This window comes from Geodermatophilus sp. SYSU D00965, from assembly GCF_054050075.1.
Genome location: NZ_JBJGYQ010000009.1, coordinates 174,420 through 189,562 on the forward strand (window position 1 = coordinate 174,420; position 15,143 = coordinate 189,562).

Here is a 15,143-nt window from a genome sequence, read left to right on the forward strand (position 1 = left end):
GTCGTCGAACGACGCCGGAGACCGCGCTGAGTGCACACACCGCGGGGCGTCCCGCTCACCAGGGGAGCTTGTTGCGGCGGCGGAGGGCCAGCGCGCCGCCGACCAGGCCGCCGGAGACGGCGGCGGCGGCCACCGTGGGGACGCCGATCTTGGCCGCCTTGCGCCCGGTGCGGAAGTCGCGGACGTCCCACCCGCGGGAGCGGGCCACCGCCCGCAGTTCGGTGTCGGGGTTCACCGCCACCGCGGTGCCGGTGAGGGTGAGCATCGGCAGGTCGTTGGAGCTGTCGCTGTAGGCGGTGCACCGGTCGAGGTCCAGGCCTTCCCGCTCGGCCAGCGCGCGCACCGCCTCGGCCTTGGCCTCGCCGTGCATGAGCTCCCCGACCAGGCGGCCGGTGTAGTGGCCGTCGACGACCTCGGCGACGGTGCCCAGCGCGCCGGTGAGCCCCAGCCGGTGGGCGATGATGCCGGCCAGCTCCACCGGCGTGGCCGTGACCAGCCAGACCCGCTGGCCGGCGTCCAGGTGCTTCTGGGCGAGCACCCGCGTGCCGGCCCAGATGCGGTCGGCCATGAGTTCGTCGTAGATCTCCTCGCCGGCCTGCACGATCTCGGCCACCGGCCGGCCGGCGACGAAGGCCAGCGCGTTCTCGCGGATCGTGTGCATGTCGTCGGCGCTCTCGTTGCCGGCGATCCGGAACTTCGCCTGCTGCCACACGAACCGCGCCAGGTCGCGGCTGGTGAAGTACTTGCGGGCGGCCAGGCCACGGGCGAACCAGAACAGCGAGGCGCCCATCATCATCGTGTTGTCGACGTCGAAGAACGCCGCGGCGGTGAGGTCCGGGACGACGGCCGGAGCCGGCTCGACCTCGGCGGCGGCGGCCGACGCGACGCCGGCGACGAGTGCTCGCGTGCCCTCGTCGGGCAGCTCCGCCGCCTCCCGTGCACGGCGGCTGCGGAAGGGCAGTCCCGGCACCGTCGACCTCCCCCTGTCCGGCCCCACGAGTGCTGCGGCTGGGGCGGTTGGCCTGTCCTCGACCCTAGTGGGACTCCCGGAGTCGGGACCGAGGCGGCTCAGCAGACCAGCGGCCGGATGCAGATCGGCAGCGGCGTGTCGATCAGGGGCGGCCGGGAGGGCGACGAGGACGGCGGCGACGTCTCGGGCGACCCGACGACCGGTGGCAGCGGGACCGGCAGCGACGGCGTCGAGGGCGGCGTCCGGGCCGGGGCCTGCGGCGACGGCGACGGTGCCCGGTCGGCGCCCCTCTCCGGGGTCCCGGTGCTCCGGCCCTCGGGCGGGGTCGCCGGTGCGGGGGGCGCGCTCGGCGCGGGGGGCGCCGACGGTGTCGTCGCGGCGTCGCGGTCGGGGGACTCGTCAGCCGGGGCCCCGGCCGGCGGCTGCGAGGGGTCCGCGGCGGGGGCGGACGGGGCCGGCGCGGGGACCTCGGCCGGGCACGGGACCGGCACCGGCCCCAGGGTGTCGGTGCCGCCGGGGGCCGGTCCGCCCGGGCAGGCGAGCGCCGCCTTCAGGTCCGCGGCCCGCGCGCCGACCGCGGCGAGCAGGTCCGACGACTCGTCCAGGTCGGTCGTCGCACCGGCGGGCATCCCGGCCTCCACCGCGGCCAGGCCGGCGCCCTGCCGCGCGGTCCAGGCCGCGAGCTCGTCGAGCGGTGCGGTGTCCCGGCCGTCCACGGCTCGGGTGGTGAGCAGGGCGGCGCCCTCGGCGGTCTGCGCGTCCATCGTGTCGAGCAGGCCGACGACGACGTCCGCCGCGCCGGTGCCGGAGAGCTCGTCGAGCTCCTCGAGCCGGGTGGCGGCGAACTGCAGCAGCGTGAGGCCGCGGTCGTCGCCGGCCAGTGCCAGCTGGGTCTGCTCGGTGCCGCGCTTGAGCCCGTACAGCGCGTCGCCGGGGCTGGCGTCGCTCGCCACCGCGACCAGGGTGCCCAGCGCCGTGACGGTGAGCGCCGCACCGGCCAGGCCCGCGGTCACCCGCGTGCGCCACGGCCGCGCCACGGCGTCCTCGGCCCGGACGGCGAGCAGCCGGCGCAGGCGCGAGCGAGGGGCCGGCTCGGGGGTGCGGACGGCGGCCATGGCCACCAGCCGGTCCCGGGTCGCGGTCCGGAAGGCGGGGTCGGGCTCGTCGTCCAGGGCGGTGGCGAGGGCCGCCAGGCGCACGAGGACGGCGTCCTCCTGCTCCCGGACGGCGGCACGGCGCGACCCCGTGGGCGCGGGTGCGTCGTGCGGGCTCACCGAGGGCCTCCGGAGGGTCGGGCGGGGGTGCGGGGGCGCCGTCCCGTGCCGCGCACCCACTCGGGCAACGACGCGGTGCGTGCGGCCGTTACGGCCTGCCGCGGGACGACTCCTGTGGCGTTCACCGCAGCCCCTCCGGCAACAGCGCGGCCAGCCGCCGGACGGCGCGGTGCTGGAGGGCCTTGATGGCGCCCTCCTTCTTCCCCATGACCGCCGCGGTCTCCGACACCGACAGCCCCTGCAGGAAGCGCAGCGAGATGCACTCCTGCTGTTCCCCGCCCAGCCGGCGGATGCAGGCCAGCAGTTCTTCGTTGGTCAGCTGCTGCACGACCGCGTCCTCCGGACCGTCGGTGCTGCGGTCGGCGTCGCGCATGTCGGCCGTCGTGACCTCGAGCCGGAACCGGCTGCTCTTCACGTGGTCGAGGACGATGTTGCGGGCGATCGTCACCAGCCAGGCGCCGACGTCGCGGCCCTGGAAGGACAGCGAGTCGATCCGCCGCAGGGCGCGCACGAAGGTCTCGCTGGTGAAGTCCTCGGCCAGCGCCCGGTTGCCCACCCGGTGGAGGACGTAGCGGTAGACCACCGTCACGTAGTGGTCGTAGAGGCGGCCGAACGCCTCGGCGTCGCCGTCCTGGGCCTGCCGCACCAGCGCCCAGACGTCGACCGTGGGCGGCGGGACGCTCGCGCCGATCGCCGCGAGCTCCTCGGCGACGCCGGCCTCGTCCTCGACGGCGTCCGGCGGGGGGACGGCGGCCGGACGCGGTTGCGGGGTGGGGCGGGGACGCGGGGCCGGGCCGGGCCGCTCCGACCGCCCGTCGGGGACCGGTGCGGGGCGCGCGTCCACCTGGCGCGACCGGGTCATGCGGGCGTCGGACCTCCTCGTCGGCCCGCCGGAGCCGCGTCGGCTCGCTCCGGGCGCGACGGGTCAGCCGGCCGCGCGGTGCTGCGGGACTGAGCCCATGGTGACAACATCGTCGCAGCGCGTCCACGCCACCCGGGCACAGTGCGTCGGGATGCCTCTCCTGTGCGTGGAGTGACAGTGGCTCCGACAGGAGGTGTCCGTGACCGACGGAACCGATCCGGGGGTGTCGCTGGCCGCGCTCGTGCGGGCCGCCGCGCGTGCCCGGCCGGAAGCGCCGGCGGTGGTCGCGGGGGACGAGCGGCTGAACTGGGCCGAGCTCGACGCGCAGGTCGACCGCGCGGCCGCGGGCTACGCCGCCCGGGGTCTGCGGCCGGGGGAGCGGGTCGCCGTCCAGCTGCCCAACGGCACCGACTGGCTGCGCGCGAGCCTCGGCGCGCTGCGAGCGGGGCTGGTCGTCGTCCCGGTGAACACCGGCTACACCGACCCGGAGCTGGAGTACCTGCTGCAGGACTCCGGCGCGGCGCTGCTCGTGGCCGCGGGCGGTCGCGACCCGGTCGCCGGTGTGCCCGTCCTCGCCGGTCCGCCGGCCGACGACGCCGACCCGCCCGAGGTCGCCGAGGACCCGGCCGCGCTGTCGTTCCTGGCCTACACCAGTGGCACCACCGGCCGCCCCCGAGGGGCGATGCTCTCCGCCGGGGCCCTGCACGCCAACCAGGTGCAGTGCCTGGCGATGGACCCCGCGCCCGTCCGGCCCGACGACCGCGTGCTCGGGGTGCTCCCGCTGTTCCACGTCTACGGGCTCAACGCCGGCTTCGGTCTGGTCGCGGCGACCGGCGCGTGCGCCGTGCTCCTGCCGGCCTTCGACCCGGCGGCCTCCCTGGAGGTGATGGCCCGCGAGGAGGTCACCGCCGTCCCGGCCGCGCCGCCGGTGTACCAGGCGTGGCTGGCGGCGGCCGACGCCGCCGGCTCCGACGCCGGCCTGCGCCGGTCGTTCGCCGCCGTCCGGGTGGCCACCTCCGGGGCCGCGCCCCTGCCGGAGCAGGTGTGGACGGCGATGCGGGAGCGGGCCGCGGTGACCGTCTGGGAGGGCTACGGCCTGACCGAGGCGTGCCCGGTGGTGGCCAGCACCCTGGCGACCGGGCGGGCGAAGCCGGCCTGCATCGGCGGGCCGATCCCCGGGGTGGAGCTGCAGCTGCGCGACACCGCCCTGCACGAGCCGGAGGAGGAGGCCGGGGACGGGCCGGACGAGATCTGGGTCCGCGGGCCGAACCTGTTCTCCGGGTACTGGCCGGACGGCGCCGACGGCCCGGACGCCGAGGGCTGGCTGGCCACCGGCGACCTGGCCTACGCCGACGAGGACGGTGACCTGCACCTGGTCGACCGGCGCAGCGACCTGGTGCTGGTCAGCGGCTTCAACGTCTACCCCGCGGAGGTGGAACGGGTGCTCGACACGCACCCCGCGGTGGCGGAGAGCGCCGTGATCGGCGTCCCCGACCCGCGCACCGGGAACGCGGTGCGGGCGGTCGTGGCGCTGCGGCCGGGACGCGAGGTCTCCTTCGAGGAGCTCCGCGCCCACGCCGCGGCGTCCCTGGCGCGGTACAAGGTGCCGACGTCGGTGCACGTGCTCGCGGCCCTGCCGCACTCGCTCACCGGGAAGGTGAGCCGGGCGCGGCTGCGCGAGCTGGGCCTGATGCAGCCGGACGAGGACGCCGGCGCCGAGCCGGCCGGGACGGGAGGGGCGACGTGACCGAGGCGCGACTGCAGCTGCTCACCCGGGAGGGCTGCCACCTCTGCGAGGACGCGGCGACCACCCTCGCGCAGATCGCCGCCGAGGCCGGCCTGCCGACGGCGTCGGTCGACGTGGACTCCGACCCGGAGCTGCAGGCCGAGTACGGCGACCGGGTGCCGGTGGTGCTGCTCGACGGCCGCGAGCACTCGTACTTCGCGGTCGACGTCCCGAGGTTGCGCCGGGACCTCGGCCTGACCTGACGACAGTCGACGGGGCACGGCCTGACGACAGCCGCGGGTCACCCGGGTGGGGGTGATCCGGTGGGCGCAGGGTATGGTCTCCACCACAGCAGGGCGCTTCTGCGCTGGCGTGTGGCCGATCAGGCCCCCAGCGACTTTGTTCCTGCGTTCACAAGCGGTTACCGTGGCTGTCGCCGGGCGGCAATCCGCCCGGGTCCCCGATGTCGTACGACTGCATCCGGCACCCGCCGGAGGTGCGGGCGCGACCGCTGTGGAGTAGTCACGTGACCGAGCCGGCGAGGTCATGGGGTCGAGCAGCACGCGCGGCACGGGGTCGACGAGCGCCGGCGAGGAGAGTCCCGTGACGCAGCCGCGGCCCCGGATCCCGGAGGCCACCGTCGCCCGCCTGGCCGTGTACCTGCGGGTGCTCACCGGTCTGGCCGGCGGCCGCAGCACCGTCTCCTCCGGCGAGCTGGCCTCCGCGGCCGGCGTCAACCCCGCCGGGCTGCGCAAGGACCTCTCCCACCTGGGCCCCTGCGGCGTGCGCGGGGTGGGCTACGACGTCGCGACCCTGCGCGACCGCATCGCGCAGGTGCTCGGCGTCGAGCGCTCCCGTGCCTGCGTCCTGGTCGGGATCGGCAACCTGGGCACCGCGCTGGCCGACTACGCCGGCTTCGGCAGCCGCGGGTTCCGGTTCGTCGGCCTGTTCGACGCCGCCCCCGCCCGGGTGGGCCAGCACATCGGCGGCCAGCCGGTCCGTCCCATGGCGGAGCTCGACGAGGTGGTCGCCACGACGGCGGCCACGATCGGGGTCATCGCGACACCGGCCGAGGTCGCCCAGTCCGTCTGCGACCGGCTCATCTCGGCCGGGGTGAGGAGCATCTTGAACTTCGCACCGGTGGCGCTGTCCGCGCCCGCGGGGGTCGACGTCCGTCAGGTCGACCTCTCCGTCGAGCTGCAGGTCCTCGCCTTCCTGGGGCAGCAGCGCGGTGCCGCCGCGCCGGCCGTGGAGGTGCTCGCATGAGCCTGCTCGCGGTCGGCGTGAGCCACCAGACGGCCCCGGTCGCGCTGCTCGAGCAGTTCGCCATGGGCCACGACGACACGGTCAAGGCCCTGCACGAGCTGCTGGGCAGCGACCACGTCAGCGAGGCGATCGTGCTGGCGACCTGCAACCGGGTCGAGGTCTTCGCCGAGGTCGAGCGCTTCCACGGCGGCGTCACCGACGTCAGCCGGGTGCTCGCCCGGCAGGCCGGGGCCACGGTCGAGGAGCTCTCGCCGTACGTGACCGTCCACTACGAGGACCAGGCGGTCACCCACCTGTTCACCGTGGCCGCCGGGCTGGACTCGATGGTCGTCGGCGAGACCCAGGTCCTCGGTCAGCTGCGCAACGCCTACGCCCTCGCCCGCGAGCAGGGTTCCGTCGGCCGGGCCCTGCACCCGGTCGCCCAGCGGGCTCTGCGCGTCGGCAAGCGGGTCCACTCCGAGACCGGCATCGACAAGGCCGGCGCCTCGCTGGTGTCGGTGTCCCTCGACCGCGCCGAGGACCGCATCGGCTCCCTGGCCGGGCGCCCGGTGCTCGTGGTCGGCGCCGGCTCGATGGGCGCGCTGGCCGCCACCACGCTGGCCCGCCGCGGCGCCGCGGTCACCGTCAGCAGCCGCACCCCGGCGCACGCCGAGCGGCTGGCCGTGTCGGTCGAGGGCCGCGCCGCCGACCTCTCCCGGCTGCCCGAGGAGATCGCCGCCGCCGACGTGCTGGTCACCTGCACCGGCGCCCGCGGCCTGGTCATCGGCACCGACGTGGTCGCCGCCGCGATGGCCGACCGCGTGCACCGCCCGCTGGTCGTCATCGACCTCGCCCTCCCGCGGGACGTCGACCCCGGTGTCGCGGCCGTGCCCGGCGTGCACGTCGTCGACCTGGCGCTGCTGCAGGGCGAGCGGAACGGAGCGCTCCTGCAGGGCGATCGGCCCGCCGCGGGCACGGTGGCCGCCGATGACGTCGCCGCCGCCCACGCCCTGATCGAGGCCGAGACCGCCCTGCTGCGCGCCGAGCGCCAGGCCGCCGCGGTCGCCCCGACGGTGTCGGCGCTGCGCAGCCAGGCCGCCGAGGTCGTCGACGCCGAGCTGCTGCGGCTGTCGACCCGGCTGCCCGACCTCGACGCCCGCGCCCGCAACGAGGTCGCCCGCACGGTGCGCCGCGTCGTCGACAAGCTGCTGCACGAGCCCACCGTGCGGGTCAAGGAGCTGGCCAGCGCGCCGGGCGGCGTCGACTACGCCGACGCGCTGCGTGCGCTGTTCGGGCTCGGCATCGACGCCGAGCTGGCCCCGGAGCGGGCCAACCTCGCCGAGGCGGTCACCGTCGACCCCGACGAGCTGCGGCAGGCCGGTGGTCAGTCGTGACCACCACCACCGGCACCCTCCGCCTGGGCACGCGGGCCAGCCAGCTGGCCACCACCCAGTCCCAGGCGGTCGCCGACGCGATCACCGCGGCCAGCGGCGTGCCCGTCGAGCTGGTGCACATCAGCACCGAGGGCGACCGCTCCTCGGCCGCGATCGCCCAGCTCGGCGGTACCGGCGTGTTCGTCGCGGCGATCCGCCAGGCGCTGCTGGAGGGCACCGTCGACGTCGCCGTCCACAGCTACAAGGACCTGCCGACGCTGCCCGAGCCCGGCCTGGCCGTCGCCGCCGTCCCGCCGCGGGAAGACCCGCGCGACGCGCTGGTCGCCCGCGACGGGCTGACCCTCGGGGAGCTGCCGCCCGGCTCGCGGGTGGGCACCGGCGCCCCGCGCCGCGTAGCCCAGCTGCGCGCGCTCGGGCTGGGCCTGGAGATCGTGCCGATCCGCGGCAACGTGGACACCCGCATGGCGCGGGTCGTGCCGGGCGATCTGGACGCGGTCGTGCTCGCCCGCGCGGGGCTGACCCGCCTGGGCCGGCTGGACGCGATCACCGAGACCCTCGACCCGCTGCAGGTGCTCCCCGCGCCGGCGCAGGGCGCGCTGGCCGTGGAGTGCCGGGCCGACGACGACCGCACGCGCGAGCTGCTCGCCGCCCTCGACGACCCGGCGACCCGGGCCTGCGTGGTCGCCGAGCGCATCACCCTCGCCGCCCTCGAGGCCGGCTGCAGCGCCCCGGTGGCCGCCTACGCCGAGCTGGCCGAGGGCGAGGACGGCCCCGAGCTGTTCCTCCGCGCCTCGGTGACGGCGCTGGACGGCAGCGACGGCGTCCGCGGCTCGATCACCGGGCCGCCGGCCGAGGCCGAGCAGCTCGGCCGCGACCTCGCCGCCGACCTGCTCGACCGCGGTGCGGCCGAGCTCATGGCGGCCGCCCGATGAGCCCCATCCCGGCCGGGCAGATCCCCCCGGCCTCCCGAACCCCCGCACACCAGCCCTCACGGGCCAGGAACAGGAGCACGCGATGACGCGCTTCCGCAAGCAGAACGGCGGGACGGCCGGCACGGTCGTCTTCGTCGGCGCCGGCCCGGGCGACCCCGGGATGTTGACCGCCCGGGCCACCGCGGCGCTCGCCGAGGCCGACACCGTCCTCGTCGACCCCGGGGTCCCGCAGACCCTCCAGGACGCCGTCCGCGACGAGCGCCCGGGGCTGGAGCTGACCACCGTCACCGGTGAGCCGGCCGAGGTCGCCAAGACCGCGGTCGCGGCGGCGAAGAACGGCAGCACCGTCGTCCGTCTGGTCGCCGGCGACCCGTTCACCTCCGACGCCGCGGTCAAGGAGGTGCTGGCCGTGGGCCGCACCTCGGTCGGCTTCGACGTCGTACCCGGCGTCGCGTCGGCCACCAGCGTCCCGGCGTTCGCCGGCGTGGCGCTCGGCAGCACCGCGGTCACCGCGGACCTGCGCGGTGGCGAGGCCGACCTGGCCGCGCTCGCCGCCGCGGCCAAGGGCCTCGACGCCCCGCTGGTCCTGCAGGGCAACGCCGAGGACCTCCCCGACGCCGCGGCGCGGCTGGTCGAGGGCGGGCTGTCCGGCACCACGCCGATCGTGGTGACCACGGGCGGGTCGGGCACCGGCCAGAAGAGCGTCGTCGCCAAGCTCACCGCCGTCGCGGAGAAGACCGCCGGGCTCGACGCGGTCACCGGCCCGGTCGTGGCCACCGTCGGGTCGGCCGTCGACAAGCGCGGCAAGCTGTCCTGGTGGGAGAGCCGGCCGCTGTTCGGCTGGCGGGTCCTCGTGCCGCGCACCAAGGACCAGGCCGGCGACATGAGCGACCGGCTGCGCGCCTACGGGGCGGTGCCGGTCGAGGTGCCGACGATCGCCGTCGAGCCGCCGCGCAGCCCCGCGCAGATGGACCGCGCGATCAAGGGCCTGGTCACCGGCCGCTACGGCTGGATCGTGTTCACCTCGGTCAACGCCGTGAAGGCCGTGCGCGAGAAGTTCGTCGACCTGGGCCTCGACGCCCGGGCCTTCGCCGGCGTCAAGGTGGCCTGCGTCGGCGAGCAGACCGCCGAGGCGGTGCGGGCCTTCGGCATCGTGCCGGAGCTCGTGCCGACCGGTGAGCAGTCCAGCCAGGGCCTGCTCGCCGACTTCCCGGAGTACGACGACGTGCTCGACCCGATCGACCGCGTGCTGCTGCCGCGCGCCGACATCGCCACCGAGACCCTCGCCGCGGGCCTGAAGGAGCGCGGCTGGGAGATCGACGACGTCACCGCCTACCGGACCGTCCGGGCCGCTCCGCCGCCCGCCCCCGTCCGCGAGGCGATCAAGGGCGGCGGCTTCGACGCGGTGTGCTTCACCTCGTCGAGCACCGTGCGCAACCTGGTCGGCATCGCCGGCAAGCCACATGCGAAGACCGTCGTCGCGGTGATCGGCCCGCAGACGGCCGCGACCGCGCAGGAGTTCGGCCTGCGGGTCGACGTCCAGCCGGAGACCGCCGCCGTCGGCCCGCTGGTCGACGCGCTGGCCGAGTTCGCCGCGGCCCGCCGCGCCGAGGAGGAGGGCGACTCCAAGTGAGCGGGGGGGTCACAGTGCCGTCTCCCAGCCGCCCGATCGCGCGCGGGCGCCGGCTGCGGTCGACGCCCGCGCTGCGGCGGCTCACCGCCCAGACGCGGCTGGCCCCGGCGGACTTCGTGCTGCCGGTGTTCGTCAAGGAGGGCATCGGCGAGCCGGTGCCGATCTCCTCGATGCCCGGCGTCGTCCAGCACACGATGGACTCGCTGCGCAAGGCCGCGCACGAGGCGGCCGAGGCCGGCATCTCCGGGCTGATGCTCTTCGGCATCCCCGCGGAGAAGGACCCGGTCGGCTCGCAGGCCGACGCCGCCGACGGGATCGTCAACCTCGCCCTGCAGCAGCTGCGCGCCGACCTCGGTGACGAGCTGGTGCTCATGGCCGACCTGTGCCTGTGCGAGTACACCGACCACGGGCACTGCGGCGTCGTGACCCCGGCCGGTGTGGTCGACAACGACCCGACGCTGGACCGCTACGCGTCGGTGGCGATCGCCCAGGCCCAGGCCGGGGCGCACGTGATCGCGCCCAGCGGGATGATGGACGGCCAGGTCGCGGCGATCCGCGCGGGCCTGGACGGCGCCGGCCACACCGAGACGCCGGTGCTCGCCTACGCCGCCAAGTACGCCTCGGGCTTCTACGGCCCGTTCCGCGAGGCCGCCGAGGGTGCGCCGCAGTTCGGCGACCGCTCGACCTACCAGATGGACCCGCCCAACGCCGACGAGGCGCTGCGCGAGGTCGCGCAGGACCTCGCCGAGGGCGCGGACGCCGTCATGGTCAAGCCCGCGCTGCCCTACCTGGACATCGTCGCCCGGGTCGCCGACGCCGTCGACGTCCCGGTCAGCGCCTACCAGGTCAGCGGCGAGTACGCGATGGTCGAGGCGGCCGCGGCCAACGGCTGGGTGGACCGGCAGCGGGCGATCCTCGAGACGCTCACCGCCATCCGCCGCGCCGGCGCCGGGTCGGTGCTGACCTACTGGGCGGTGGAGGCCGCCCGCTGGCTGCGCTGATGCCGTACGTCGAGCCCGGGGGCTCCTGGCGGCCGTTCCGGCTGGTCGCCGGGGTCCTCGGGCTCCTCGTCGTCCTGGACCTGGTGCTGCCGGGGCCGGGGGTGCCGACGGGTGTCTGGGCGGGTCTCGGGGTCCTGGCGGCGCTGCTCGCGGCGAACGTGGTCAGCGCCCGCCGCGCGTGGACGGTGCGGGTGGACGACGAGGCGCTCGCGGTCGGCCCGGAACGGGTGCTGCTCACCGACGTCGATCCCGCCCACCTGCGCGCCGTCGCCGCGGGCGCCGCGGGGGTGGACGCCGGCGCGCCGGTCCTCGGCGGCGCGGCATCGCTGCCGCGCGGGCGCACCGGGCTGCCGCTGCGGCTCACCGACGGCCGCACCGTCCTCCTGCCCACCCGCGACCCGGTCGCGCTCACCACCACCCTGCTCGCCGCCGTGCCGGACACCCCGCACGGCCTCCCAGACCGGAAGGGGACACTGGGCTCGTGACCTCGCTGGACAGCCATCCCTACGCCTACGAGGCCCCCACCTCCGCCCGCCTGTTCGCCCGCGGACAGCAGGTCACCCCCGGCGGGGTGAACAGCCCGGTGCGCGCCTTCCGGGCGGTCGGCGGGACCCCGCGGTTCATGGTGTCCGGCCAGGGCCCCTACCTCACCGACGCCGACGGACGCCGGTACGTGGACCTGGTCGCCTCCTGGGGGCCGCTGATCCTGGGCCACGCCCACCCGGCCGTCCTCGAGGCGGTGACCGCAGCCGCTCGCCGCGGGCTGACCTTCGGCGCCCCCACCGAGGGCGAGCTGGAGCTGGCCGAGGAGATCATCGCCCGGATGCCCCCGGTCCAGCGGGTGCGGCTGGTGAACTCCGGCACCGAGGCGGTGCTCTCGGCGGTGCGGCTGGCCCGCGGCGTCACCGGCCGCCCGCTGCTCGTCAAGTTCGCCGGGTGCTACCACGGCCACGTCGACGCCCTGCTGGCCGCCGCCGGCTCCGGGGTGGCCACCCTCGGCCTGCCCGACACCCCGGGCGTCACCACCGGCGCGGCCGCCGACACCGTCGTCCTGCCCTACAACGACGTCGCCGCGGTCGAGGCCGTCTTCGCCGAGCGGGGCGGGGAGATCGCCGCGGTCATCAGCGAGGCCGCGGTCGGCAACATGGGCGTCGTCCCGCCGCTGCACGGGTTCAACGCCGAGCTGCGCCGGATCACCGCCGAGCACGGCGCGCTGCTGATCCTCGACGAGGTCATGACGGGCTTCCGCGTCTCCCGCTCGGGCTGGTACGGCCTGGACCCGGTCGACGCCGACCTGTTCACCTTCGGCAAGGTCATGGGCGGCGGCCTGCCCGCCGCCGCGTTCGGCGGCCGCGCCGACCTCATGGACCACCTCGCGCCGGCCGGGCCGGTCTACCAGGCGGGCACGCTGTCGGGGAACCCGGTGGCCGTCGCCGCCGGGCTGACCACGCTGCGGCACTGCACCGACGAGGTCTACGCCCGCTGCGACGAGGTCGCCGTCACGCTGCGCGGCGCGGCCAGCGCCGCCCTCTTCGCCGCCGGCGTGCCGCACCGCGTGCAGCAGGCCGGGTCGATGTTCTCGGTGTTCTTCGTGCCCGACGAGCGGCAGGTGCGCGACTACGACGACGCCCGCAGCCAGGACGCCGCCCGCTACACCGCCTTCTTCCACGCGATGCTCGCCCGCGGGGTGTACCTCCCGCCGTCGGCGTTCGAGGCGTGGTTCGTCAGCGCGGCCCTGGACGACGAGGCCGTCAACCGCGTCCTCGAGGCGCTGCCGGCCGCCGCCCGCGCCGCCGCGGCCGCCGACCCCGCCACCGCCCCGCCGGCCGAGGACCCCACCGAGGTGACCACCTGATGGCACCGTCGCAGGGGCAGACCACCGTCGTCCACGTCCTGCGCCACGGCGAGGTCTACAACCCGGAGAAGGTCCTCTACGGGCGGCTGCCCGGCTACCGGCTGTCGGAGACCGGCGAGGCGATGGCGCTGGCCGCCGCCGAGTGGTTCCAGACCGGTGCCGGTTCCCACCCGCCCGTCACCCACCTGGTGTGCAGCCCGCTGGAGCGGGCGCAGCAGACCGCCGCGCCGATCGCGAAGACGCTGGACCTGCCGGTGACCGTCGACGAGCGGCTGATCGAGGCCGGCAACGCCTTCGAGGGGCTGCGCGTCGGCGTCGGCGACGGCGCCCTGCGGCAGCCGCAGCACTGGTGGAAGCTGCGCAACCCGTTCCGGCCGTCCTGGGGCGAGCCGTACGTGGAGATCGCCGCCCGGATGCTCGCCGCGGTCGAGGCCGCCCGCGACGCCGCCCGCGGCGCGGCGGCCGTGTGCGTCAGCCACCAGCTGCCGATCTGGACGCTGCGGCTGCACCTCGAGGGACGCCGCTACGCGCACGACCCGCGCCGCCGGCAGTGCGGCCTGGCCAGCGTCACCTCGCTGACCTACGAGGGCGACCGGTTCGTCGGCCTCTCCTACGCCGAGCCGGCCGGCGCCACCGACCCCGACGCGGTCCCCGGCGCATGAGGGGGCGCCTGCTGGGGACCCTGGCCGCAGCGATGCTGCTCGCCGGCTGCTCCACCGGCGCCAACGCCGTCGACGTCAACAACGGCGGCGAGTTCCGGTTCGTCGCCGGCACCCCGGTCGGGGAGGTCATCCCCGAGGCCGAGCGGGCCGCCGCGCCGGAGTTCTCCGGGACGCTGCTGGGCGGCGGCGAGTTCTCCTCCACCGAGCTCGACGGCGACGTCGCCGTCCTCAACTTCTGGGGCTCGTGGTGCCCGCCCTGCCGGGTGGAGACCCCGCAGTTCCAGGAGGTCTACGCCGAGGTGCGCGACCGGGGGGTGGCCTTCCTCGGGCTGAACGTCAAGGAGACCAGCGAGCAGTTCGCCCAGGCGTTCGTCGACAGCGAGGGCATCGAGTTCCCGTCGCTCTACGACCCGCGGGGCGAGGTCGCGCTGGCCTTCCGGGACTACCCGGCCAACGCGATCCCGTCCACCATCGTGCTCGACCGCGACGGCCGGGTGGCCGCCGTCTACACCGGCGAGGTGGCGCAGGACGACCTGCGCGGCGTGCTCGACCGGCTGCTGGCGGAGGAGGGCTGATGGGCGAGACCTTCAGCGGCCTGGTCACCGACGGCCCGCTGCTCGTCGCGGCCGCGGTCGCGGCGCTGGTCGGGCTGGTCAGCTTCGCCTCGCCGTGCGTCCTCCCGCTGGTGCCCGGCTACCTGTCCTACGTCACCGGCCTGGCCGGCGCGGGCGCCCGCACGACTGCTGCGGTCACGACCCCCGCCGGGGGTGGGACGGCGACCGCGGTGCGCACCGAGGCCGACGAGCGCTCCCCGCGCGGCCGGATGGTGCTCGGCGCGGCGCTGTTCGTCCTCGGCTTCACCGTCGTCTTCGTCGCGTTCGGCGCGGCGTTCGGCGGGCTGGGCCGGCTGCTGCTGCAGCACGCCGACGTCCTCACCCGCGTGTTCGGCGTGGTCACGATCGTCATGGGGCTGGCCTTCCTCGGCTGGCTGCCGTTCCTGCAGCGCACCGCCCGGCTGTCCGCCCGCCCGGTCGCCGGGCTGGCCGGCGCTCCGCTGCTCGGCGTCGTCTTCGGCCTCGGCTGGACGCCGTGCCTGGGGCCGACGCTGGCCGCGGTGAACTCCCTGGCCTACGTCGAGGCCACCGCCGGGCGCGGCGCCCTCCTCGGCGTCGCCTACTGCCTCGGCCTCGGGGTGCCGTTCGTGCTGGTGGCGCTCGGTGCCCGGTGGGCGCTCGGCGCGACGTCGTTCCTGCGCCGGCACGCCCGCACGGTCACCCGCGTCGGCGGCGCGCTGCTGCTCGTCGTCGGCGTCCTGCTGGTCACCGGCGCGTGGACGGAGATGATGGGCTGGCTGCGCTCGTGGCTGGCGGCCACCGGTCTCGCGGAGACCTCGCTGTGAGCGTCGCGAGGACGACGGGGGAGCGAGCAATCGCAGCGAGCGAGGAGCGGAACGAGCCCGGAGTCGAGCTGTGAGCATCGAGGCCCCGGGGGGGGGGGGGGGGGGGGGGGGGGGGGCCGGCGCCCCCCCCCCCCGCCCGCGGGGGCGGCGGCTGCGGGGTGGGGGGGGGGGGGGGGGGCCGGGCCCCCGC

The 15,143-nt window shown here is 76.4% G+C and carries 15 protein-coding genes; 12 read left to right on the forward strand and 3 right to left on the reverse strand.

Annotation, left to right across the window (positions count from 1 at the left end):
* Positions 1 to 55: 55 nt before the first annotated feature.
* From ACI789_RS10935 to ACI789_RS10945, 3 genes are all read right to left on the reverse strand, one after another.
* On the reverse strand, positions 56 to 970 hold the full coding sequence (locus tag ACI789_RS10935) for an HAD family hydrolase (protein WP_457008851.1): 915 nt from the start codon (positions 968 to 970) through the stop codon (positions 56 to 58).
* Positions 971 to 1,068: 98 nt separating this feature from the next.
* Positions 1,069 to 2,244: a DUF5667 domain-containing protein gene (locus tag ACI789_RS10940; protein WP_457008853.1), complete on the reverse strand. Its 1,176-nt coding sequence runs from the start codon at positions 2,242 to 2,244 to the stop codon at positions 1,069 to 1,071.
* 121 nt (positions 2,245 to 2,365) lie between these two features.
* Positions 2,366 to 3,106: a sigma-70 family RNA polymerase sigma factor gene (locus tag ACI789_RS10945; protein WP_457008855.1), complete on the reverse strand. Its 741-nt coding sequence runs from the start codon at positions 3,104 to 3,106 to the stop codon at positions 2,366 to 2,368.
* A 199-nt stretch (positions 3,107 to 3,305) separates the two neighbouring features.
* Between ACI789_RS10945 and ACI789_RS10950 the strand changes: the two genes are divergently transcribed.
* The 12 genes from ACI789_RS10950 (at position 3,306) to ACI789_RS11005 (ending at position 14,953) form a co-directional block, all read left to right on the forward strand.
* A complete protein-coding gene (locus ACI789_RS10950; protein ID WP_457008858.1) occupies positions 3,306 to 4,853 on the forward strand; it encodes an AMP-binding protein in 1,548 nt (515 codons plus the stop codon).
* The gene (locus ACI789_RS10955; protein WP_457008860.1) at positions 4,850 to 5,095 is read left to right on the forward strand and encodes a glutaredoxin family protein; all 246 of its coding nucleotides are present in this window, start codon (positions 4,850 to 4,852) and stop codon (positions 5,093 to 5,095) included. Before ACI789_RS10950 ends, ACI789_RS10955 begins: the two co-directional genes overlap by 4 nt.
* 340 nt (positions 5,096 to 5,435) lie before the next feature.
* Entirely contained in the window at positions 5,436 to 6,098 is a 663-nt protein-coding gene (locus tag ACI789_RS10960) for a redox-sensing transcriptional repressor Rex (RefSeq protein WP_457008862.1), read from the forward strand.
* The gene (locus ACI789_RS10965; protein ID WP_457008864.1) at positions 6,095 to 7,471 is read left to right on the forward strand and encodes a glutamyl-tRNA reductase; all 1,377 of its coding nucleotides are present in this window, start codon (positions 6,095 to 6,097) and stop codon (positions 7,469 to 7,471) included. The genes ACI789_RS10960 and ACI789_RS10965 overlap by 4 nt, the downstream gene beginning before the upstream one ends.
* Positions 7,468 to 8,403, forward strand: coding sequence for a hydroxymethylbilane synthase (gene hemC / locus ACI789_RS10970; protein ID WP_457008866.1), 936 nt, complete (start codon positions 7,468 to 7,470; stop codon positions 8,401 to 8,403). The genes ACI789_RS10965 and hemC overlap by 4 nt, the downstream gene beginning before the upstream one ends.
* Before the next feature lie 82 nt (positions 8,404 to 8,485).
* Positions 8,486 to 10,036 carry a uroporphyrinogen-III synthase gene (locus ACI789_RS10975; RefSeq protein ID WP_457008868.1) on the forward strand — a complete coding sequence of 517 codons (1,551 nt, stop codon included), beginning with the start codon at positions 8,486 to 8,488 and terminating at the stop codon, positions 10,034 to 10,036.
* 14 nt (positions 10,037 to 10,050) lie between these two features.
* On the forward strand, positions 10,051 to 11,037 hold the full coding sequence (gene hemB / locus ACI789_RS10980; RefSeq protein ID WP_457008871.1) for a porphobilinogen synthase: 987 nt from the start codon (positions 10,051 to 10,053) through the stop codon (positions 11,035 to 11,037).
* Entirely contained in the window at positions 11,037 to 11,522 is a 486-nt protein-coding gene (locus ACI789_RS10985) for a hypothetical protein (protein WP_457008873.1), read from the forward strand. Before hemB ends, ACI789_RS10985 begins: the two co-directional genes overlap by 1 nt.
* Positions 11,519 to 12,892 carry a glutamate-1-semialdehyde 2,1-aminomutase gene (gene hemL, locus ACI789_RS10990; RefSeq protein ID WP_457008875.1) on the forward strand — a complete coding sequence of 458 codons (1,374 nt, stop codon included), beginning with the start codon at positions 11,519 to 11,521 and terminating at the stop codon, positions 12,890 to 12,892. The genes ACI789_RS10985 and hemL overlap by 4 nt, the downstream gene beginning before the upstream one ends.
* Positions 12,892 to 13,554 (forward strand): histidine phosphatase family protein, encoded by a 663-nt coding sequence (locus ACI789_RS10995; protein WP_457008877.1) that lies wholly within the window; start codon positions 12,892 to 12,894, stop codon positions 13,552 to 13,554. The genes hemL and ACI789_RS10995 overlap by 1 nt, the downstream gene beginning before the upstream one ends.
* Positions 13,551 to 14,129 (forward strand): redoxin domain-containing protein, encoded by a 579-nt coding sequence (locus tag ACI789_RS11000; protein WP_457008879.1) that lies wholly within the window; start codon positions 13,551 to 13,553, stop codon positions 14,127 to 14,129. Before ACI789_RS10995 ends, ACI789_RS11000 begins: the two co-directional genes overlap by 4 nt.
* Positions 14,129 to 14,953 carry a cytochrome c biogenesis CcdA family protein gene (locus ACI789_RS11005; protein ID WP_457008881.1) on the forward strand — a complete coding sequence of 275 codons (825 nt, stop codon included), beginning with the start codon at positions 14,129 to 14,131 and terminating at the stop codon, positions 14,951 to 14,953. The genes ACI789_RS11000 and ACI789_RS11005 overlap by 1 nt, the downstream gene beginning before the upstream one ends.
* Positions 14,954 to 15,143: the final 190 nt, after the last annotated feature.